Source organism: Knoellia sp. B-D-2 (assembly GCF_057714695.1).
Genome location: NZ_CM173189.1, coordinates 3,399,087 through 3,418,559 on the forward strand (window position 1 = coordinate 3,399,087; position 19,473 = coordinate 3,418,559).

Here is a 19,473-nt window from a genome sequence, read left to right on the forward strand (position 1 = left end):
CGGGACTCACAGCCACTTCACCCGCTTGAACGTCACCCACAGGCCGGCACACACCGACGCCATGAGGGTGAGGACGGCGAAGTAGCCGTAGTACCAGCGCAGCTCGGGCATGTGGTCGAAGTTCATCCCGTAGATGCCCGCGATCATCGTCGGCACGGCCGCGATGGCGACCCAGGCCGAGATCTTGCGCATGTCCGCGTTCTGCTGGACCGAGATCTTGGCGAGGTTGGCGCTGAGGACGTCGCTGAGCAGGCGGTCGTAGGAGTCCATCCGGTCGGCGACGAAGTGCAGGTGGTCGTCGACGTCGCGGAAGAGCAGGCGCAGCTCGTCGTGGGGGAGCGGCGAGCGCTGGCTCGCGTGCAGCGTCCGCAGCGGCACGATCATCGGCGTGATGGCCCGACGCACCTCGAGGACCTCGCGCTTGAGCCGGTAGATGACGTCCGAGGAGACGAGCTCCTCCGAGAAGACGCCCTCCTCGATCTCGTCGATGTCGCGGGCGAGCTCGACGTCGATCTCGAGGTACTGGTCCACGGCCTTGTCGATGATCGCGTGCAGGGCCGCCATGGGGCCGAGCGCGAGCTTGGCCGGGTCGTCCTCGAGCTCCTTGCGGACGCCGGCCAGCGGGCTGAGCTCACCGCGGCGGATCGTCAGCACGAAGTGCTCGCTGATGTGGATCATGATCTCGCCGGTCTCGACGTCCGAGGTCTCCTCGATGTAGCTGAGCGTCTTGAGGACGACGAACATGTCACGGCCGTAGAGCTCGATCTTGGCCCGCTGACGGCCGGACACCGCGTCCTCGAGGGCGAGCTGGTGCAGCCCGAGGCCGAGCTCGGCGTTGACCTCCTCCAGCTCCTGCATGGTGGGGTCCTTGAGCCCGATCCACAGGAAGTCGTGGGGTGAGCCGGCCGCCCTCATCAGGGCCAGCTCGTCGCTGAGGTCGCCGCACGACTCGCGGCGGCCGTCCCGGTACAGGGCCTTGTCGACGATCACGCGCGCCATTGTTGCCTACAGTGGGCGCCGTGGCACTGCTTCTGCTCGTCCGGCACGGACACTCGACCGCGAACGCCGACGCCGTCCTCGCCGGGTGGAGCGAGGGCGTCGGGCTGACCGAGCGCGGCCGCGACGAGGTGGCCCGGATCGCCGCCCGCCTCACCGAGGTCCCCGTCGCCCGGCTGGTGACGAGCCCGCTCCAACGCTGCCGCGAGACCGCCGAGCTCCTGCTGCCGGGGGCGAGCGCCGAGGTGGTCGACGACCTGGGCGAGTGCCACTACGGCGCGTGGACCGGCCGCCCGATCGCCGAGCTGACCAAGGATCCGCTCTGGCGCACCGTCCAGGACGACCCGGCGTCCGCGCGGTTCCCGGACAGCGACCGGTATGCCGCCGAGTCGCTCACCGAGATGGCCGACCGGATCGTCTCGGCCATCGCGCGCATCGACGCCGAGGTCGAGGCCGAGCGCGGGCCCGAGGCGGTGTGGGTCGCAGTGAGCCACGGCGACCCGATCAAGGCGGTGCTCGCCGACGCCGTCGGTGCGGGCCTCGCCGGTCTGCAGCGGGTCCACGTCGACCCCGCGTCGGTCTCGCTGGTGCGCCGCACCGGTGACCGGGTCATGGTCCTCGCCGTCAACTCCGCCGGCGACGCGCTGGGCCGCGGGCTGACGACGGTGCCCGCCACGGTCCCGGCGGGCGACGCGACCGTGGGCGGCGGCACGGGCTAGAGTCGTTGTTGCAAACGATGAGCAACAACGGAGGCACGGCATGCACGTCCCGGACGGGTTCCTCGACGCCCCCACCTCGCTCGCCACGGCGCTTCTGGCGGCCGGCGGGGTCGCCCTCGCGCTCGGCCGCGCCCGGCGCGAGCTCGACGACCGCACCGCGCCGCTGGCCGGCCTCGTCGCGGTCTTCGTCTTCGCCGCGCAGATGCTCAACTTCCCGGTGGGTGCGGGCACGTCCGGGCACCTCCTCGGCGGCACCCTCGCCGCCGTGCTCGTCGGTCCGTGGACCGCGACGCTCTGCCTCACCGTCGTCCTCGCCGTCCAGGCGCTCCTCTTCGCCGACGGCGGCATCACCGCGCTCGGCACCAACGTCACCCTCATGGGCCTGGTCGGCGTCTGGTCGGGCTGGCTCGTCTTCGTGACGCTGCGTCGGGCGCTGCGCTCGACCGGCCGCTCGGCCGTGCCCGCCATGGCCGGCGTCGCCGGACTCCTCTCGGTCCCACTGACCGCGCTGGCGTTCACCGCCCTGTATGCCGTCGGTGGCCGCGCGCCGATCCCGCTCGACACGCTGGTGACGGCGATGCTCGGCTGGCACACGCTCATCGGGGTGGGGGAGGGCGTCATCACCCTGCTCGCCGTCGGCAGCATCATCGCCACGAGGCCCGACCTCGTGCACGGAGCGCGCGGGCTCACGACGGCCCGCCCCCTCGAGATCCGGACGGGGGCCTCGGCGTGAGCACCTCGACCCGACCCCGCGTGTCGACCTCCCGGCTCGTCGCCGTCGGCCTCGGGGTGTGCCTCCTGCTCGCCGCTGTCGTCTCGCTCTGGGCCTCGGCGAGTCCCGACGGGCTCGAGTTCGTCGCGGAGCGCCTCGGCTTCGGCGACACCGCCGCCGAGCACGCGGCCGCCGGCTCGCCGCTGGCTGACTACGGAACTGCCGGGGTGGGCGACGCACGCCTCTCCGGTGGCCTGGCCGGGGTGGTCGGTGTCGTCGTCGTCGCCGTCGTGGCCTTCGGCCTCATGCACCTCCTGCGTCGGCCCGGCACCGGCGACGACGACTGACGTGGGCGGCGAGCTCGGACCCCACCTGCACGTCGAGGGCACCTCGGTCGTCCACCGTCTTCCGGCCCACGCCAAGCTCGTCGGGCTCGTCGTCTTCGTCCTGCTCGTCGTCGCCCTGCCCCGAGACGCCCACGGGCACCGGCTCGCCATGCTCGGCGTCGCGTGCGCCGTCGTCGCCGCCACGCGCGTCCCGTGGCGACACGTCCTGACCCGGCTCGTCGTCGAGACGCCGTTCGTCGTGTTCGCGCTCGTGCTGCCGTTCGTCGCCGTCGGCCCGACGATGCGGGTCGGACCGGTGACCGTGTCGCGGGACGGGGTCGAGGCGGGTCTGGCTCTTCTGCTCACGGCGACGACGAGCGTCCTCATGGCCGTGGCGTTCGCGACGACCACGTCGAGCCGCGACCTCGTGCGGGGCCTCCAACGGCTCGGCGTGCCGGACCGTCTCGTCCAGATCCTCGCGTTCATGGTCCGCTACCTCGGGGTCGTGGGTTCCCAGGCCCAGCGGATGAAGGTCGCCCGCGAGTCCCGCGCCTTCGCGCCCCGCTCGGTCCGGTCGTGGCCGGTCGTCGCCTCGAGCGCCGGGGCCCTGTTCATCCGCAGCTACGAGCGGGGCGAACGGGTGCACCTCGCGATGCTGTCCCGCGGCTACACCGGCCGGATGCCGGTCACCGACCCGCTCAGCGCCTCGGCACCGGACTGGGCGCGAGCCCTCACCCCGTCGGTGCTCGCCCTCGGGACGCTCATCGTGGCGCACACCGCATGAGCGCCCCCGTCCTCGACGTCCGGGGCCTGGCCTTCGCCTACCCCGACGGGCACCAGGCACTGTTCGGGGTGGACCTGCACGTGCACCGGGGCGAGCGGGTGGCCCTCCTCGGACCCAACGGCGCCGGCAAGACGACCCTCGTGCTGCACCTCAACGGGATCCTCGAGGCGGGGGCGGGCTCGGTGGCCATCTCCGGCCTCCCCGTCGTCCCGGACCACCACCTCGAGATCCGCCGCCGGGTCGGGATCGTCTTCCAGGACCCCGACGACCAGCTGTTCATGCCCACGGTGCGCGACGACGTGGCGTTCGGGCCGGCCAACCTCGGGCTGCGCGGTGACGCCCTGGCCGCGCGCGTCGACTCGGCCCTCGCAGCCGTCGACATGGCCGGGTACGCCGACCGGCCCCCGCACCACCTCTCGTTCGGGCAGCGACGGCGGGTCGCGATCGCGACGGTGCTCGCCATGGAGCCTGAGATCCTCGTCCTCGACGAGCCGTCGTCGAACCTCGACCCCACGTCGCGGCGCGAGCTCGGCGAGCTCATCACCTCGCTCGACGTCACCGTGCTCATGGTCACCCACGACCTGCCCTTCGCCCTCCAGCTGTGTGAGCGGTCGGTCGTCCTCTCGGACGGTGTCGTCGCGGCCGACGGAGCGACCCGCGAGCTCCTCGCCGATGCCGAGCTCCTGCGCCGCCACCGCCTCGAGCTCCCGTGGGGCTTCTCGGGTTAGTCTGCGCGCATGGCGATCAGTGACTTCGACCCGCCAGAGCGCTTCGTCGCGGGCACCGTGGGTCCCCCCGGGGGGCGCACCTTCTTCCTGCAGGCCCGCGGCGGGGGCCGCCTCGTGTCGGTGTCGATCGAGAAGGTCCAGGTGAGCATCCTCGCCGAACGCATCTCGGACCTCCTCGACAACGTCGGCGGTCCCGAGGCCTCCGAGGCCGTCGCCGAGCACCACACCGACACCGAGGCCCTCGAGACACCCATCGAGGACGAGTTCCGCGTCGACACCGTCAGCCTCGCGTGGGACGAGGGACGCTCCTCCGTCGTCATCGAGTGCCACGACCGCGACCCCGAGGAGGAGCCTCCCGTCGACTCGGTGCGCGTGGTCCTCGACCCCCCGAGCGCCCGGGCCTTCGCCCGGCGCTGTCTCGCCATCATCGCGGCCGGGCGCCCGCCCTGCCCCTTCTGCGGCCAGCCACTCGACCCCGACGGCCACATCTGCCCTCGGTCCAACGGCTACAAGCGGTAGGTCGTGGCCACCGAGGTCGAGGACCTGCTCGCCCTGGGAGAGGTCGAGCTGCTCGGTCGCATCGTCGACTCCTCCAACGGCGCGGTCCTCGTGCGCGTCACGCACCGGCAGGACTCCCGCCTCGCGATCCACAAGCCGGTGGCGCTGGAACGGCCCCTGTGGGACTACCCGGACGGGACGCTCGCGGGTCGCGAGCGGGCGGCATACCTCGTGAGCCAGGCGGGCGGCTTCGACCTCGTGCCGCCCACGGTCATCCACGACGGTCCGTGGGGGCCGGCGTCCAGCCAGGAGTGGATCGGCGACCCGGAGACCCCCGTCGAGCTCGTCGTCGACGTCGTGGCCCCTGGCTCGGTGCCCGACGGCTGGCGGGAGGTCCTGCGTGGCGAGACCCCTCACGGTGAGGAGGTCGTCGTGGCCCACTCCGTCGACCCCGAGGTGCGCACCGCGGCGGTCTTCGACGCCCTCATCAACAACTCCGACCGCAAGGGCAGCCACCTCATCCGCGTCGGCGGCGGGCTGTGGGGCGTGGACCACGGCGTCAGCCTCGGGGTCGAGCCCAAGCTGCGGACCGTCCTCTGGGGCTGGGCCGGCGAGGCGCTCGACGCCGACGACGTCACCCGGCTCGAGCGGGTCCGGGCGGCGCTGCGGGGCGGCGACCTCGTCGCCGGGCTCGCCGGGCTCCTCACGGACGACGAGGTCACCGCCCTGACCCTGCGCGCCGAGCGGCTCCTCGCCGACCGGCGCCACCCCCTGCCGAGCCCGGGGTGGCCGGCCATCCCGTGGCCGGCGATGTGAGGACCCGCCGTAGGCTGCCTCAGTGATCTCGTGGCCCACCCCGTTCCTGCCCGCCATCCCGCCCGGCGGGGCCGGCCTCCGGCTCCACGACACCAGCACCGGTCGGCTGCGGGACATCACTCCCGGACCGGTCGCGCGCCTCTACGTCTGCGGCATCACCCCCTATGACGCGACCCACCTCGGGCACGCAGCGACCTACGTCGCGTTCGACCTGGTGGGCCGGGTGCTCCGCGACAACGGCCACGAGGTGCACTACACGCAGAACGTCACCGACGTCGACGACCCGCTGCTCGAGCGGGCGGCCAGGGACGGCATCGACTGGCGCGACCTCGCCGTCGCCGAGGCCGACCTCTACCGCGAGGACATGACGGCCCTGCAGGTCATCCCGCCGCGGGACTACGTCGGCGTGGTCGAGGCCATGCCGACCATCGCCGAGCTGGTGCTGCGCACCCTCGCCGGCGGGACGGCATACGAGGTCCCCAACGACGACGTCGACGGTCCCGACCTGTACGTCGACCTGTCGGCGGTCACGGGCTTCGGGCAGGTCTCGGGCTGGTCGCGCGAGCAGATGCTCGCGGTCTTCGCCGAGCGCGGGGGAGACCCCGACCGCCCCGGCAAGCGCGACCCCCTCGACCCCCTGCTGTGGCGGGCCGCGCGCGTCGGCGAGCCGTCGTGGGAGTTCGAGGGGCTGCCCACCGGCCGCCCCGGGTGGCACGTGGAGTGCACGGCGATCGCGCTCGACCGCCTCGGCGTGCCGATCGACGTCAACGGCGGCGGCTCCGACCTCATCTTCCCGCACCACGAGATGACCGTCGCGCAGGCGAGCGCCATCGGGGTGCAGGACTACGCCCGCGTCCACACGCATGCGGGGATGGTCGGGCTCGACGGGCACAAGATGAGCAAGTCGCGCGGCAACCTCGTCCTCGTCTCCGCGATGCGCGCCGAGGGCGTCGACCCGATGGCGATCCGGCTCGTCCTGCTTGCGCAGCACTACCGCACCGACTGGGACTACACGCCGGACATGCTGTCGGCCGCCCAGGCGCGCCTCGACCGCTGGCGCGAGGCGCTGTCGGTCAACACCGCCCCGTCGGCCGACGAGACGGTGACCGCGATCCGCGCCGCCCTCGCCGACGACCTCGACGCACCCGCTGCGCTCGCCGCGGTCGACGCGTGGGCCGACCTCACGCTCGGCACCGGCGGCAGCGAGCCCACCGCACCGGGGCTGCTCGCCCGCACCCTCGACGCGCTGCTCGGCGTCAAGATCTGACCGGCGGCCGGCCCCGGCGCGCTGGCCGCTCCGCCTCGACCGGTCGTCAGTCCTCGGTGCCGCGCTTGCGCAGGTAGCGCTCGAACTCCTTGGCGATCGCGTCGCCGCTGGCCTCCGGCAGCTCAGCGGTGTCCTGGGCCTCCTCGAGCGACTCGACGTACTCGGCCACCTCGGAGTCCTCGGAGGCCAGCGCGTCGAGGCCGTTCTCCCAGGCACGGGCGTCGTCGTCGAGGCTGCCGTGGGCGATCGTCGCGTCGAGGAGGTCCTCGAGCCGGGTGAGGATGGCCCGGCTGGCCTTGGGCGAGGGGGTGTGGTGTGCGTAGTGCGGCACCGCCGCCCAGACCGAGATCGACCCGACGCCCACCTGCACGGCGGCGTCCGCGATGACGCCGACGATGCCCGTCGGTCCCTCGTAGGTGCTCGCCTCGAGGTCGTGCCGGTGGCGGGTGTCCTCGTTGTCGGAGGTCGCGGTCACCTGGATCGGCCGGGTGTGGGCCACGTCGGCGAGCAGCGCGCCGAGGGTGATGACCATCGTGACGTCGGCGGCCTGCGCGACCTCCATGAGCTCGATCGCGAACGCCCGCCAGCGGAACGACGGCTCGACGCCCTGCACGAGGATGACGTCGCGGCCGATGGGCGTGTCGGTGGCAACGAGGATGCGGGTCGTGCGCCAGCTGATCCGGCGGCGACCGCCCTCGGAGAGCACCCGTGGGCGGTTCACCTGGAAGTCGTAGTAGTCCTCCGGGTCGAGCGCCGCGACCGGCTCGGCGTCCCAGAGCTCGGCGAGGTGCTCGATGACCCCACTGGCCGCCTCACCGGCGTCGTTCCAGCCCTCGAACGCCAGGATCATCACGGCGTTCTCCATCTCGGGCAGGTCGTCGAGCTCGATCAACGCGTCCTCCTCGTAGGTCCCGGTCCACCCTATTCGTACACTCGCCCCATGACGTTGCCTGCTGCCGTTCTCTGGGACATGGACGGGACTCTCGTCGACACCGAGCCCTACTGGATCGCCGCGGAGCACGACATCGTCGAGGAGCACGGCGGCGTGTGGTCGGACGAGTACGCGCACCAGCTCGTGGGCAACGACCTCATGGTGAGCGCCGAGTTCATCCGCGACAACTCGCCGATCACGTGGGATCCGGAGCGGATCATCGAGGAGCTGCTCGTCCGAGTGACGGCGCGGGTCCGCGAGCACGTCCCCTGGCGGCCGGGCGCCCGCGAGCTCCTCGCCGCGCTCGTCGAGGCCGGGGTGCCGAACGCCCTCGTGACGATGTCGTGGCGGTCGCTGGCCGCGGCGGTCGTCGACGCGCTGCCGGAGGGGACGTTCGACGCCCTCATCACCGGCGACGAGGTCGAGCACGGCAAGCCCCACCCGGAGCCGTACCACGCGGCGGCGCGGATGCTCGGGGTCGAGGCCAGGGACTGCATCGCCATCGAGGACTCCCCGACGGGGGTCCGGTCGGCGGTCGCGGCAGGCGTGCCGACGATCGCGGTGCCGCACGTCGTGCCGGTCCCGGTCACCCGCGGGGCGGTCCAGCTGCCGAGCCTGCGCGGGCTCACCCCGCACGACCTCGTGTCAGTCGTCGCCGACGAGCGCCTCGCCGGTGACCGCCGGGTCGAGCACCAGGCGCCCGGCGTCGGCGGGTAGCGGCGGGGGAGTCCCGCCCCACTCCGGGCACAGGTCGCGGAAGTCGCACCAGTCGCACAGCTTGGACACCCGCGGTCGCCAGTCGCCGGTCTCGCTGGCCCGGACGATGGCGTCCCAGACCGCCCGGACGTTGCGCTCGAGCCCGAGCAGGTCGTGCTCGTCCGGCTCGTAGCGGACGATCTCGCCGTTGCCGAGGTAGACGAGCTGGAGCTGCTTGGGGATGACGCCGCGCTGGCGCCACAGGACGAGCGCATAGAACTTCATCTGGAAGAGCGCCTTGCCCTCGAAGGCCTCGCGCGGTGACCGCCCGGTCTTGTAGTCGACGACCCGCATGGCCCCGTCCGGCGCGATGTCGAGCCGGTCGACGTAGCCGCGCAGGGTGAGGCCGTCGACCTCGGTCTCGACGTAGAGCTCGCGCTCGGCCGGCTCGAGGAGCTGCGGGTCCTCGAGGGTGAACCAGCGCTCGACGAGCAGGCCGGCCGCCCTGAACCAGCCGTCCTCGTCGAGGCTCTCGTCGTCCTCGATCATCGTGGCGAGCTCGGGGCGGTCCTGGACGAGGCTGGCCCAGCGGGGCTCCAGGAGCGCCAGCGCCGCCTCGGGGGTGCGCTCGGCGGCCGGCAGCTCGAAGAGGTGCTCGAGGACCTCGTGCACCAGGGTGCCGCGGGCGGCCGCAGGCGACGGCGGACCGTCGAGCTTGTCGATCGTCCGGAACCGGAACAGCAGCGGGCACTGCTTGAAGTCCGCGGCGCGGCTCGGGGACAGGGCGGGAACCATGGGCGTCACCGTATGCCGTCCCGCCGACACCTTCCGCCACCCCACCCCCACACCTCACGCCCCGCGCCCCCCCGCTTGCGTCCGCAACTCTGGTCGCGAACCTGACCACCTCTGCGGACGCACGCACCCGGCATACGGCAGCGTCTGCGTCGATGGTGAGGTTCTCGACCATCGACGCAGACGCAGGCGCAGCCGGGTGGGTTGCGTCAGCGCCGAGGGCTGCTAGAACAACCGCTCACGCTGACGCAAGCGCAGCGCGGGGCGCCGGGTCGGCGTGCGGGCTCGAGACGGGGGCCGGCGCCGGCGTCTGCTGCGTGCTCGGGCGCATGGCACCCCTGAGGCGCCACGCGGCGTACACGGCCAGGGCGCTGATCGCCACGTGCAGCCCGAGGAAGCCCTGGGCGAACCCGGCACCCAGCAGCGCCCCCGCGACGAGGGGACCCAGCGCCGAGAACGTCGTCTGCAGGGCCCCGAAGATCCCCAGGGTCTGGCCCACCATGCCGCGCGGGGCCAGGGACGCCGTCAGCGGGCTGAGCACCGGGCTGTACATCGTCTCGCCGACCGCGAAGATCCCGAAGGTCGTGACGAAGATCGCCGAGGCGGCGCCCGGGGCGAGCTGGGCCGACGACAGGACCAGCCACGAGAGCACCCAGATCGCCCCGACGGCCATGAGCAGGGTGGGAGCGCTGCGCTGGGCAGTGAGGCGGACGACGATGACCTGGAGGGCCACGATGACGACGGCGTTGACCGCCGCGGCCGTGCCGATGGCGGCGGTGTCGATCTCGAGCACGGTGAGGCCGTATGCCGGGAGGCCGGACTCGAACTGCGCGTAGAAGCCGAGCGCGAGGGTCACGGTCACGACCGCGGTCCAGCGCAGCGCGGGGCTCGCGAAGATCAGGCGCAGCGACTCGCGCGGGCTCGCCGGCGTCGCCCCGTCGGTCGCGACGTCGCTGCCGGGGTGGATCCCCGCGCCCCGACCGGCCAGCCCGATGACCAGGGACGAGATCGCGAAGCCCGCCGCCGCGGTGACGAACCCGACGTCGAGGCCCTGCACGTCGCGCAGGTCGACGAGGTGCCCGGCCACGTAGGCGCCGGCCGCCATGCCGAGGGCCTCACCCGTGAACTTGTAGGCGAAGATCCGTCGGCGGTCGGCACTGGCGACCCAGCGCAGCACGAGGACCTGCTTCGCGGGCACCGCCGCGGTGAGCCCGAACCCGAACACGAACATCCCGGCGAGGAAGGCCGCGGGGGAGTCGGCGAGGACGAGGGCTCCCACGCCGACCGCTCCCAGCAGCTGGGAGAGCACCGCCACGACCACCGGGTCGTACCGGTCGCTGAGTCGCCCCGCGGCGGGGGCGGCGACGAGGGCACCGACCGAGAAGAGCGACGACGCTGCCGCAGCGGCGAACGCGCCCCACCCACGGGTGTCCGCGGCATACGCGTACTGGAAGGGCAGGACGGCACCCCATCCGAGCATTCCGATGGACGAGGCGAGGACGAGCAGCTTGGCGCGCACGGCGAAGGTGCACCTTTCCGGTGTGGTGGCGGGGGCAGACCCCGAACCGCACCGGACCGGGACCCAAGATCGGCTTCGATGCCGAAGAGTTCGAACCCGAACGTTCGATATCGAAAGGTTAGCACTCGAAGAAGGCGTGCGACACTCGGGTATGCCCCGTCGCCCGAGAACTGCCGCGCAGCAGCACCGCGACGCCGTCGCGGCCTACGTCGCAGCCGGCGGCGAGGAGTCGGTCCAGCGCGTCATCACCGCGGTCTACGGCGTCACCAAGAAGCTCGACCAGTGGTACGCGCGCCAGCTCGCCGACCTCGACCTCACCCAGGGCGAGTGGGCCGTCGTCGCCTCGCTGGCCAAGGCGGGGGAGTCCTGCCAGACCCCGAGCCAGCTGGCCGAGCTGACCAGCGTCGCTCCGTCGTCGATGACCCACCGGCTCGACAAGATGGCCCAGCGCGGGCTCGTCGAGCGCCGGCCTGACGCCGACAACCGCACGCGCACCCTCGTCTCGCTCACGCAGGACGGCTGGGAGCTGTTCACGCAGTCCATCCGCCAGTCGGACGTCGTCGAGAGCGACGTGCTGCGAGGGCTCGACGCCGAGGAGCGCGGCGAGCTCGCCCGCCTCCTCGAAGAGGTCATCGCCGAGCTCGACGACGTCGACGCCTGAGCGGCCCGGAACAGGGCCGCCCAGCCCGTCTCAGTCCTCGGGCTGGTAGCCGAGGTTGGGGCCCAGCCAGCGCTCGGCCTCGGCGAGGGTCCAGCCCTTGCGGGCGGCGTAGTCCTCGACCTGGTCGCGCCCGAGCCGGCCGACGACGAAGTACTGGCTCTGCGGGTGCGAGAAGTACCAGCCGCTCACCGAGGCGCCCGGCGACATCGCCATGGACTCGGTCAGCTCCATGCCCGTCTGTGCCTGGGCGTCGAGGAGGCGGAAGATCGTGTCCTTCTCGGTGTGGTCCGGACACGCGGGGTATCCCGGCGCGGGCCGGATGCCGTCGTAGCGCTCGGCGATGAGGTCGTCGTTGGTGAGGTGCTCGTCGCTCGCGTGTCCCCAGAACTCGCGGCGCACGCGCTCGTGCATGCGCTCGGCGAACGCCTCGGCGAGCCGGTCCGCAAGGGACTCGAGGAGGATCGCGCTGTAGTCGTCGATCGACTCCTTGAACTCGGCGATCTTCTCGTGGGTGCCGTGGCCGGTGGTCACGGCGAAGGCGCCGACGTAGTCGCGCAGGCCGCTGTCCTTCGGCGCGACGTAGTCCGACATCGACCGGTTGGGCACGCCCGGGCGGTGCTGTCCCTGCTGGCGCAGGCCGTAGAGGGTGGTTAGCACCTGCTCGCGGGACTCGTCGGCATACACCTCGATGTCGTCGCCGACGGCGTTGGCGGGGAACAGCCCGATGACGCCGTTGGCCGTGAGCCAGCGCTCCTCGACGATCTGGTCGAGCATCGTCTGGGCGTCCTCGAAGAGCCGGCGCGCGGTCTCGCCCGTGGCCGGGTTCGCGAGGATGTCGGGGTAGCGGCCCTTCATCTCCCACGCCTGGAAGAACGGCGTCCAGTCGATGTAGCGCCGCAGCTCCTCGACCGGGTAGCTCCGGAACACGCGGGTGAACTGGGCGGCGGCGCGGTGCCAGTGCGAGTCGGTCCGTCCGGACCAGACGTCCTTGGTCTGCTGGGCGAGCAGGTGCGGGCGCACCGGCCGGTGGCTTGACCAGTCCACCGGCGTCCGGGCCGCGCGGGCGGCCTCGAGCGTGGCCAGCGGCCGGTCGGTCGACTTCGCGGCGTGCCGGGCCCGCATCGAGTCGTAGTCGGCCTTCACCGTGGCGAGGAAGGGCTCGCGCTGGGTCTCGGACAACAGCTGGCTGGCGACCGGCACCGAGCGCGACGCGTCCTTGACCCACACGACGGGCCCGCTGTACTGGCCGTCCACCTTGACCGCGGTGTGCGCGCGTGACGTCGTGGCACCGCCGATGAGCAGCGGGATGTCGAAGCCCTGGCGCTCCATCTCACCGGCGACGCGGACCATCTCGTCGAGGGAGGGGGTGATGAGCCCGGAGAGCCCGATGATGTCGGCGCCCTCCTCCTTGGCGGTGTCGAGGATCTTCTGCGCGGGCACCATGACGCCGAGGTCGATGACGTCGTAGTTGTTGCACTGGAGGACGACCCCGACGATGTTCTTGCCGATGTCGTGCACGTCGCCCTTGACCGTCGCCATGACGATGAGCCCCTTGGAGCTCTGCGTCGTGACGCCGGAGCGCACCTTCTCCGCCTCGATGTAGGGGATGAGGTGGGCGACCGCCTTCTTCATGACGCGGGCCGACTTGACCACCTGGGGGAGGAACATCTTGCCGGCTCCGAAGAGGTCGCCGACGACGTTCATGCCGTCCATGAGCGGTCCCTCGATGACCTCGATCGGCTTGCCGCCGGCACCCTCGATCTCGGCCCGCAGGTCCTCGGTGTCCTCGACGACGAAGTCGTCGATGCCCTTGACGAGCGCGTGCGTGATCCGGTCGCGCACCGGCAGGCCGCGCCACTCGGACTGGGTCACCTCGGGGGCGGCCTCGCCGGTGTTGTTGAACCTGTCGGCGACCTCGAGGAGCCGCTCGGTCGAGTCGGGCCGCCGGTTGAGGACCACGTCCTCGATGCGCTCACGCAGGTCGGGGTCGACGTCGTCGAGGACCACGAGGGCGCCGGCGTTGACGATGCCCATGTCCATGCCTGCCCGGATGGCGTGGAAGAGGAAGACGGCGTGGATCGCCTCGCGCACCGGGTTGTTGCCGCGGAAGGAGAACGAGACGTTCGAGACCCCACCGGAGACGAGCGCTCCCGGCAGGTTCTCCTTGATCCACCGGGTCGCCTCGATGAAGTCGGTGCCGTATGCCGCGTGCTCCTCGATGCCCGTGGCCACCGCGAAGATGTTGGGGTCGAAGATGATGTCGTGCGGGTCCATGCCGACCTCCTGCGTGAGCAGGTCGTAGGCGCGCTGGCAGATCTCCTTGCGACGCTCGAGCGAGTCGGCCTGCCCCTCCTCGTCGAAGGCCATGACGACGACCGCCGCACCGTACTTGCGGCAGAGCCGGGCCTGCTCGAGGAAGGGCTCGACGCCCTCCTTCATCGAGATCGAGTTGACGATCGCCTTGCCCTGCGAGCACTTGAGCCCGGTCTCGATGACCTCCCACTTGCTGGAGTCGATCATCAGCGGCACCCGGCAGATGTCGGGCTCGCTGGCGACGAGCTTGACGAAGCGGTCCATCGCGGCGACGCCGTCGATCATCCCCTCGTCCATGTTGATGTCGATGACCTGCGCGCCGGACTCGACCTGCTGGCGGGCGACGGAGAGGGCGGTGGGGTAGTCCTCCTCCTTGATGAGCCGGCGGAAGCGCGCCGAGCCGGTGATGTTGGTGCGCTCGCCGACGTTGACGAACAACGAGTCCTCGTCGACGGTGAGCGGCTCGAGACCGCTGAGGCGCAGTGCTCCCGGCACCTCGGCGCGGGTGCGGGTCGTGCCCGCCGCCGCGGCCGCGGCGATGGCGCCGATGTGCTCGGGCGTGGTCCCGCAGCAGCCGCCGAGGACGTTGACCAGCCCGCTCGTCGCGAACTCGCCGACGACGGAGGCCATCTGGTCGGGCGTCTCGTCGTACTCCCCGAAGGCGTTGGGCAGCCCCGCGTTGGGGTAGGCCGACACGAAGCAGTCGGCGATGCGCGACAGCTCGGCGATGTAGGGCCGCAGCTCGTCCGCCCCGAGGGCGCAGTTGAGGCCCACGACGAGGGGCCGGGCGTGCCTCACCGAGTTCCAGAACGCCTCGGTCACCTGGCCGGAGAGCGTGCGCCCGGACGCGTCGGTGATCGTGCCGGAGATCACGACCGGCCAGCGCCGCCCCTGCTCCTCGAAGAGGGTCTCGAGCGCGAAGATGGCGGCCTTGGCGTTGAGTGTGTCGAAGATCGTCTCGACGAGGAGCGCGTCGGCCCCACCGTCGACGAGCCCGCGGGCCTGCTCGGTGTAGGCCTCGACGAGCTGGTCGAAGGTGACGTTGCGCGCGCCGGGGTCGTTGACGTCCGGGGAGATCGAGGCGGTCCGCGTCGTCGGGCCGAGCGCACCCATGACCCACCGGGGGCGTCCGGTCTCCTTCGCGACGGCGTCGCAGGCACTGCGGGCCAGGCGGGCGGCCGCGAGGTTGATCTCGTAGGCGAGGTCGGCCATGTCGTAGTCGGCGAGCGAGATGCGCTGGGCGTTGAAGGTGTTGGTCTCGACGAGGTCCGCCCCCGCCTCGAGGTAGGCGCGGTGGATGCCCTCGATGACGCCGGGGTTGGTCAGGCTGAGCAGGTCGTTGTTGCCGCGCAGGTCGCTGGGCCAGTCGGCGAAGCGCTCGCCGCGGAAGTCCTCCTCGGACAGGCCCTCCCGCTGGATCATCGTTCCCATCGCACCGTCGAGGACGAGGATGCGCTCCGACAGCGCGGCCGTGAGGTCGGCGGTCGCGTCCGGGCGGTGGTCGACGGTCGTGTCAGCCGCGGACACCGGGGACACCGGGGACGTGGGGGAGGGGGTGATCACCCGGTCCAGTATGCCGTCGCGCTTGTTAGGGTCACGGCGTGGCCGCACCTGATGAGACGACCGGATCGGGGCTGGTCATCGCCCGGATCGGCGGTGTCCCCGTGCAGATCGGCGCGAGCTGGTTCCTCCTCGCCGCCGTCATCACCGTCATCGTCGGCAGCGGCGCACCCGAGCTGGGCGCGACCGCCTACGTCGTCGGCGTTGCGTATGCCGTCTCGCTCCTCGTCTCGGTCCTCGTCCACGAGGGCGCCCACGCCGGGATGGCCCGGGCCCTCGGCCTGCCCGTCCACCGGGTCGTCGCGGACCTGTGGGGTGGGCACACGGCATACGACGCCCGGCTCTCGACCCCCGGGAAGGCCGCCGCGATCGCGGCCGTCGGACCGGTGGCCAACGTGCTGCTCGCCGCGGTGGCGTGGGTCGCCTCCGAGCTGGTCACGGCCGACATCCCCCAGCGCGTGCTCTTCGGCGTCGTCGTCGTCAACCTCCTCCTCGCCGCCTTCAACCTTCTGCCCGGCCTGCCCCTCGACGGCGGTCAGCTGGTCGACGCCCTCGTGTGGCGGGTCACCGGGCGGCGCGAGAAGGGGCTCATCGCGGCCGGCTGGACGGGTCGGCTCGTCGTCGTCGGCCTCGTGCTGTGGTTCGTCGTGCTGCCCCTGCTCGCGGGGGGCTCGCCGTCGGTCACCTCGATCGTCTGGATGGGCCTCATCGCCGTGTTCATGTGGCAGGGGGCCACGGCCGCGATCCGCACCGGCCAGGCCCGGCAGATGCTCGGCCGTGGGACCGTGGCCCAGGTGGTGCGACCGGTGCCGGTGCTCCGCGAGCACGACGTGCTCGAGGCCGCCGCCGCCACCGCCGGTCTGGCCGTGGTCGTCGGACCCGGCGGCCTGCCGACCTCGCTCGTCCTGCCACAGGACGCCGCCACCGTGCCCCGCGAGCGGTGGGCCTCGACCCCGGCGTCGGCGCTGGCCCGGGTCCAGCCGGACGGGTGGGTTGCCCACACCGCGAGCAGCGAAGACCTCACCGCCGTCGTGACGGCCATCCAAGAGTCCGGGAGCCAGGTCGTCGTGGCGGTCGAGGCCGGGCGCGTGCTCGGTCTCGTCACCGTCGAGGCGGTCAACGCCGTCATCACTGCGAACTAGACTCCCGCCTCATGAGTGCGACCGGATCCGACCTTCGACGTGGACCCTTTGCCGAAGGCGAGCGGGTGCAGCTCACCGACTCCAAGGGCCGCCTGCACACCATCACCCTCGCGCCCGGCAAGCAGTTCCACACCCACCGCGGCTACCTCCAGCACGACGACCTCATCGGCTCGCCGGACGGGTCGACGGTGACCAACACGGCGGGGTTCCAGTACCTCGCGCTCCGGCCGCTGCTGGCCGACTACGTCATGTCGATGCCGCGCGGTGCCGCGGTCGTCTACCCCAAGGACGCGGGCCAGATCGTCACCATGGCCGACATCTTCCCCGGTGCCGTCGTCGTCGAGGCCGGGGTCGGGTCGGGGGCGCTGTCGATGTCGCTGCTGCGCGCCGTGGGCGAGAGCGGTCGCCTGCACTCCTTCGAGCGGCGCGAGGACTTCGCCGACATCGCGATGGCCAACGCCCGCGCCTACTTCGGGACCGACCACCCGGCGTGGACGGTCACCGTGGGCGACCTCGTCGAGTCGCTGCCCGGGCACGTCGAGCCCGGCTCGGTCGACCGCGTCGTCCTCGACATGCTCGCCCCCTGGGAGTGCCTCGACGTGGTCGGGCAGGCACTGACGCCCGGCGGGGTCCTCATCTGCTACGTCGCCACCGCCACCCAGCTGTCCAAGGTCGCCGAGGCGATGCGCGACGCGGGGGAGTGGACCGAGCCCTCCGCGTGGGAGTCGCTCGTGCGCGGATGGCACCTCGAGGGCCTCGCGGTACGACCCCAGCACCGGATGCACGGGCACACCGGCTTCCTCATCACCACGCGCCGGCTCGCCCCCGGGGTGACCCCGCCGCTGCGCAAGCGCCGGCCCGGCAAGGGCTACGAGGACGTGGCCAGCGGAGCGGACGCCGACCTGGGACTGCCCGAGGCGCTGCCCGGTGCGAGCGCCGAGGAGTGGACGCCGGAGGCCATCGGCGAACGTGTCCCGTCCGACAAGCGAGTCAGGAAGGTCAGGCGCAGCGTCACGGGCTAGCGTGGAGGGGTCAGCCGAGCCGAGGAGGGCCACGATGACCGAGTTCACCCCGTCCAGGGACAGCGAGACCCTGCGCCGCCTCGAGGGCACGGTCACCGACCTGCGCTCGCAGGTCAACACCGTCTCCGCGCAGAACGAGCGCCTCGTGCGCACCCTGCGCGACGCCCGCGAGCAGATCATCACGCTCAAGTCGGAGGTCGACCGCCTCGGTCAGCCGCCGTCCGGCTACGGCGTCGTCGTCGAGACGTTCGACGACAAGACCGTCGACATCCTCACCGGCGGCCGCAAGATGCACGTCGCGGTGAGCCCGACCGTCGAGCCGGACGACATCGAGGTGGGCCGCGAGGTCATGCTCAACGAGGCGATGAACGTCGTCGCGGTCCACGGCTACGAGCGGGCCGGCGAGGTCGTCCTGCTCAAGGAGATCCTCGAGGACGGGCGCGTCCTGGTCCTGTCCCGGGCCGACGAGGAGCGGGTGTGCCGGGTGGCCGCCTCCCTCGACGACGTCAAGATCCGCGTCGGCGACGCCCTCCTGCTCGAGCCGCGCAGCGCGTTCGTCTACGAGAAGATCCCGCGGGCCGAGGTGGCCGATCTCGTGCTCGAGGAGGTGCCGGACATCGGCTACGAGGACATCGGCGGGCTGTCCGGCCAGATCGAGCTCATCCGCGACGCCGTCGAGCTGCCCTACCTCCACCCCGACCTCTTCACCGAGCACCACCTCAAGGCCCCCAAGGGCGTGCTCCTCTACGGCCCGCCCGGCTGCGGCAAGACGATGATCGCCAAGGCCGTCGCCGCCTCGCTCTCGCGCAAGATCGCCGAGAAGGAGGGCCGGCCCGCCGGCAAGAGCTACTTCCTCAACATCAAGGGCCCGGAGCTGCTCAACAAGTACGTCGGCGAGACCGAACGCCACATCCGCCTCATCTTCCAGCGCGCCCGCGAGAAGTCCTCCGAGGGCTTCCCGGTCGTCGTGTTCTTCGACGAGATGGAGAGCCTGTTCCGGACCCGTGGCTCCGGCGTCTCCTCCGACGTCGAGACGACGATCGTGCCCCAGCTGCTCAGCGAGATCGACGGCGTCGAGGGGCTCGAGAACGTCATCGTCATCGGGGCCAGCAACCGTGAGGACATGATCGACCCGGCCATCCTGCGACCGGGCCGGCTCGACGTGAAGATCAAGATCGAGCGCCCGGACGCGGAGGCCTCGATCGAGATCTTCGCCAAGTACCTCACCCCCGACCTGCCCCTGCACGCCGACGACCTCGCCGAGAACGGCGGCTCACCGGAGGCCACCGTCGACGCGATGACCCAGGCCGTCGTCACCCGGATGTACTCCGAGGACGACGAGAACGAGTTCCTCGAGGTCACGTATGCCGGCGGCGACAAGGAGGTCCTCTACTTCAAGGACTTCAACAGCGGCGCCATGATCCAGAACATCGTCGACCGCGCCAAGAAGATGGCCATCAAGGACTTCCTCACGACCGGCCACCGCGGCCTGCGCGTCGACCACCTCCTCCAGAGCGTCGTCGACGAGTTCAAGGAGAACGAGGACCTGCCCAACACGACGAACCCGGACGACTGGGCGCGCATCTCCGGCAAGAAGGGCGAGCGGATCGTCTACATCCGCACGCTCATCAAGACCAAGGAGGGCAACGAGCCGGGCCGCTCGATCTCGACGATCGCCAACACCGGCCAGTACCTCTAGCCCGAACCCACCGCCTACGTCCGCAACCTTGGTCGCGAACCCCGCCAGCGTTGCGGACGCCGCGGGACGGCATACGGCAGCGTCCGCAACCTTGGTCGCGAACCGAGCCATCGTTACGGACGCAAACGGGACGGCACACGGCAGCGTCCGCGACCCTGGTCGAGAACCCCGCCAATGTTGCGGACGCAGCGGGACGGCATACGGCAGCGTCCGCAACCTTGGTCGCGAACCCCGCCAACGTTGCGGACGCAACGGGGCTTCCGATCGAGAGGTCACGACACCCCGTATGCCG

General features: G+C 71.8%; 18 protein-coding genes. 13 read left to right on the top strand and 5 right to left on the bottom strand.

The genetic code is table 11. The annotated features are described in order from the left end of the window. Positions 1-6 precede the first annotated feature (6 nt). A complete protein-coding gene (locus AC3EU2_RS16085; protein ID WP_488177288.1) occupies positions 7-999 on the bottom strand; it encodes a magnesium and cobalt transport protein CorA in 993 nt (330 codons plus the stop codon). Between the two features lie 20 nt (positions 1,000-1,019). Between AC3EU2_RS16085 and AC3EU2_RS16090 the strand changes: the two genes are divergently transcribed. The 8 genes from AC3EU2_RS16090 to mshC are packed head-to-tail and all read left to right on the top strand — an operon-like array spanning position 1,020 to position 6,846. Beyond that, positions 1,020-1,715 (top strand): MSMEG_4193 family putative phosphomutase, encoded by a 696-nt coding sequence (locus AC3EU2_RS16090; RefSeq protein WP_488177289.1) that lies wholly within the window; start codon positions 1,020-1,022, stop codon positions 1,713-1,715. 40 nt (positions 1,716-1,755) lie between these two features. After that, positions 1,756-2,448, top strand: coding sequence for an energy-coupling factor ABC transporter permease (locus AC3EU2_RS16095; RefSeq protein ID WP_488177290.1), 693 nt, complete (start codon positions 1,756-1,758; stop codon positions 2,446-2,448). Further along, on the top strand, positions 2,445-2,774 hold the full coding sequence (locus AC3EU2_RS16100) for a PDGLE domain-containing protein (protein ID WP_488177291.1): 330 nt from the start codon (positions 2,445-2,447) through the stop codon (positions 2,772-2,774). The genes AC3EU2_RS16095 and AC3EU2_RS16100 overlap by 4 nt, the downstream gene beginning before the upstream one ends. Position 2,775: 1 nt before the next feature. Then, entirely contained in the window at positions 2,776-3,537 is a 762-nt protein-coding gene (cbiQ, locus tag AC3EU2_RS16105; RefSeq protein WP_488177292.1) for a cobalt ECF transporter T component CbiQ, read from the top strand. After that, positions 3,534-4,265: an energy-coupling factor ABC transporter ATP-binding protein gene (locus tag AC3EU2_RS16110; RefSeq protein ID WP_488177293.1), complete on the top strand. Its 732-nt coding sequence runs from the start codon at positions 3,534-3,536 to the stop codon at positions 4,263-4,265. Before cbiQ ends, AC3EU2_RS16110 begins: the two co-directional genes overlap by 4 nt. 9 nt (positions 4,266-4,274) lie before the next feature. After that, a complete protein-coding gene (locus tag AC3EU2_RS16115) occupies positions 4,275-4,784 on the top strand; it encodes a DUF3090 domain-containing protein (RefSeq protein WP_488177294.1) in 510 nt (169 codons plus the stop codon). 3 nt (positions 4,785-4,787) lie between these two features. Further along, the gene (locus tag AC3EU2_RS16120) at positions 4,788-5,579 is read left to right on the top strand and encodes an SCO1664 family protein (RefSeq protein ID WP_488177295.1); all 792 of its coding nucleotides are present in this window, start codon (positions 4,788-4,790) and stop codon (positions 5,577-5,579) included. A gap of 22 nt (positions 5,580-5,601) precedes the next feature. Then, positions 5,602-6,846 carry a cysteine--1-D-myo-inosityl 2-amino-2-deoxy-alpha-D-glucopyranoside ligase gene (gene mshC, locus AC3EU2_RS16125; protein WP_488177296.1) on the top strand — a complete coding sequence of 415 codons (1,245 nt, stop codon included), beginning with the start codon at positions 5,602-5,604 and terminating at the stop codon, positions 6,844-6,846. A gap of 46 nt (positions 6,847-6,892) precedes the next feature. Here mshC and AC3EU2_RS16130 read toward each other — a convergent pair whose 3' ends face one another. Continuing rightward, entirely contained in the window at positions 6,893-7,738 is an 846-nt protein-coding gene (locus AC3EU2_RS16130; protein WP_488177297.1) for a PAC2 family protein, read from the bottom strand. A 48-nt stretch (positions 7,739-7,786) separates the two neighbouring features. Between AC3EU2_RS16130 and AC3EU2_RS16135 the strand changes: the two genes are divergently transcribed. Next, entirely contained in the window at positions 7,787-8,494 is a 708-nt protein-coding gene (locus AC3EU2_RS16135; protein ID WP_488177298.1) for an HAD family hydrolase, read from the top strand. On the opposite strand, the gene AC3EU2_RS16140 is transcribed toward AC3EU2_RS16135, so the two are convergent. Together AC3EU2_RS16140 and AC3EU2_RS16145 are read right to left on the bottom strand one after the other, a co-directional pair. Continuing rightward, a complete protein-coding gene (locus tag AC3EU2_RS16140; protein ID WP_488177299.1) occupies positions 8,423-9,268 on the bottom strand; it encodes a RecB family exonuclease in 846 nt (281 codons plus the stop codon). The genes AC3EU2_RS16135 and AC3EU2_RS16140 overlap by 72 nt on opposite strands. Positions 9,269-9,503: 235 nt before the next feature. Next, entirely contained in the window at positions 9,504-10,784 is a 1,281-nt protein-coding gene (locus AC3EU2_RS16145; RefSeq protein WP_488177300.1) for an MFS transporter, read from the bottom strand. 151 nt (positions 10,785-10,935) lie between these two features. On the opposite strand from AC3EU2_RS16145, the gene AC3EU2_RS16150 reads away from it, so the two are divergent. After that, entirely contained in the window at positions 10,936-11,445 is a 510-nt protein-coding gene (locus tag AC3EU2_RS16150; RefSeq protein ID WP_488177301.1) for a MarR family winged helix-turn-helix transcriptional regulator, read from the top strand. A gap of 30 nt (positions 11,446-11,475) precedes the next feature. Here AC3EU2_RS16150 and metH read toward each other — a convergent pair whose 3' ends face one another. Then, entirely contained in the window at positions 11,476-15,285 is a 3,810-nt protein-coding gene (metH, locus tag AC3EU2_RS16155) for a methionine synthase (RefSeq protein WP_488179505.1), read from the bottom strand. A gap of 74 nt (positions 15,286-15,359) precedes the next feature. Between metH and AC3EU2_RS16160 the strand changes: the two genes are divergently transcribed. Genes AC3EU2_RS16160 through arc form a run of 3 tightly spaced genes read left to right on the top strand, consistent with a single transcriptional unit; the run spans position 15,360 to position 19,181 of the window. Further along, on the top strand, positions 15,360-16,460 hold the full coding sequence (locus AC3EU2_RS16160) for a site-2 protease family protein (protein WP_488177302.1): 1,101 nt from the start codon (positions 15,360-15,362) through the stop codon (positions 16,458-16,460). An 11-nt stretch (positions 16,461-16,471) separates the two neighbouring features. Beyond that, complete coding sequence (locus AC3EU2_RS16165; RefSeq protein WP_488177303.1) at positions 16,472-17,482, top strand: tRNA (adenine-N1)-methyltransferase; 1,011 nt, start codon at positions 16,472-16,474, stop codon at positions 17,480-17,482. Positions 17,483-17,516: 34 nt separating this feature from the next. Continuing rightward, complete coding sequence (gene arc, locus AC3EU2_RS16170; protein WP_488177304.1) at positions 17,517-19,181, top strand: proteasome ATPase; 1,665 nt, start codon at positions 17,517-17,519, stop codon at positions 19,179-19,181. Positions 19,182-19,473 lie beyond the last annotated feature (292 nt).

Coding starts and splice junctions, on each gene's coding strand:
- AC3EU2_RS16085 (WP_488177288.1), bottom strand. CDS start 999: ATGGCGCGCGTGATCGTCGACAAGGCCCTGTACCGGGACGGCCGCCGC.
- AC3EU2_RS16165 (WP_488177303.1), top strand. CDS start 16,472: ATGAGTGCGACCGGATCCGACCTTCGACGTGGACCCTTTGCCGAAGGC.
- AC3EU2_RS16110 (WP_488177293.1), top strand. CDS start 3,534: ATGAGCGCCCCCGTCCTCGACGTCCGGGGCCTGGCCTTCGCCTACCCC.
- AC3EU2_RS16140 (WP_488177299.1), bottom strand. CDS start 9,268: ATGGTTCCCGCCCTGTCCCCGAGCCGCGCCGCGGACTTCAAGCAGTGC.
- AC3EU2_RS16135 (WP_488177298.1), top strand. CDS start 7,787: ATGACGTTGCCTGCTGCCGTTCTCTGGGACATGGACGGGACTCTCGTC.
- arc (WP_488177304.1), top strand. CDS start 17,517: ATGACCGAGTTCACCCCGTCCAGGGACAGCGAGACCCTGCGCCGCCTC.
- AC3EU2_RS16095 (WP_488177290.1), top strand. CDS start 1,756: ATGCACGTCCCGGACGGGTTCCTCGACGCCCCCACCTCGCTCGCCACG.
- AC3EU2_RS16115 (WP_488177294.1), top strand. CDS start 4,275: ATGGCGATCAGTGACTTCGACCCGCCAGAGCGCTTCGTCGCGGGCACC.
- AC3EU2_RS16150 (WP_488177301.1), top strand. CDS start 10,936: ATGCCCCGTCGCCCGAGAACTGCCGCGCAGCAGCACCGCGACGCCGTC.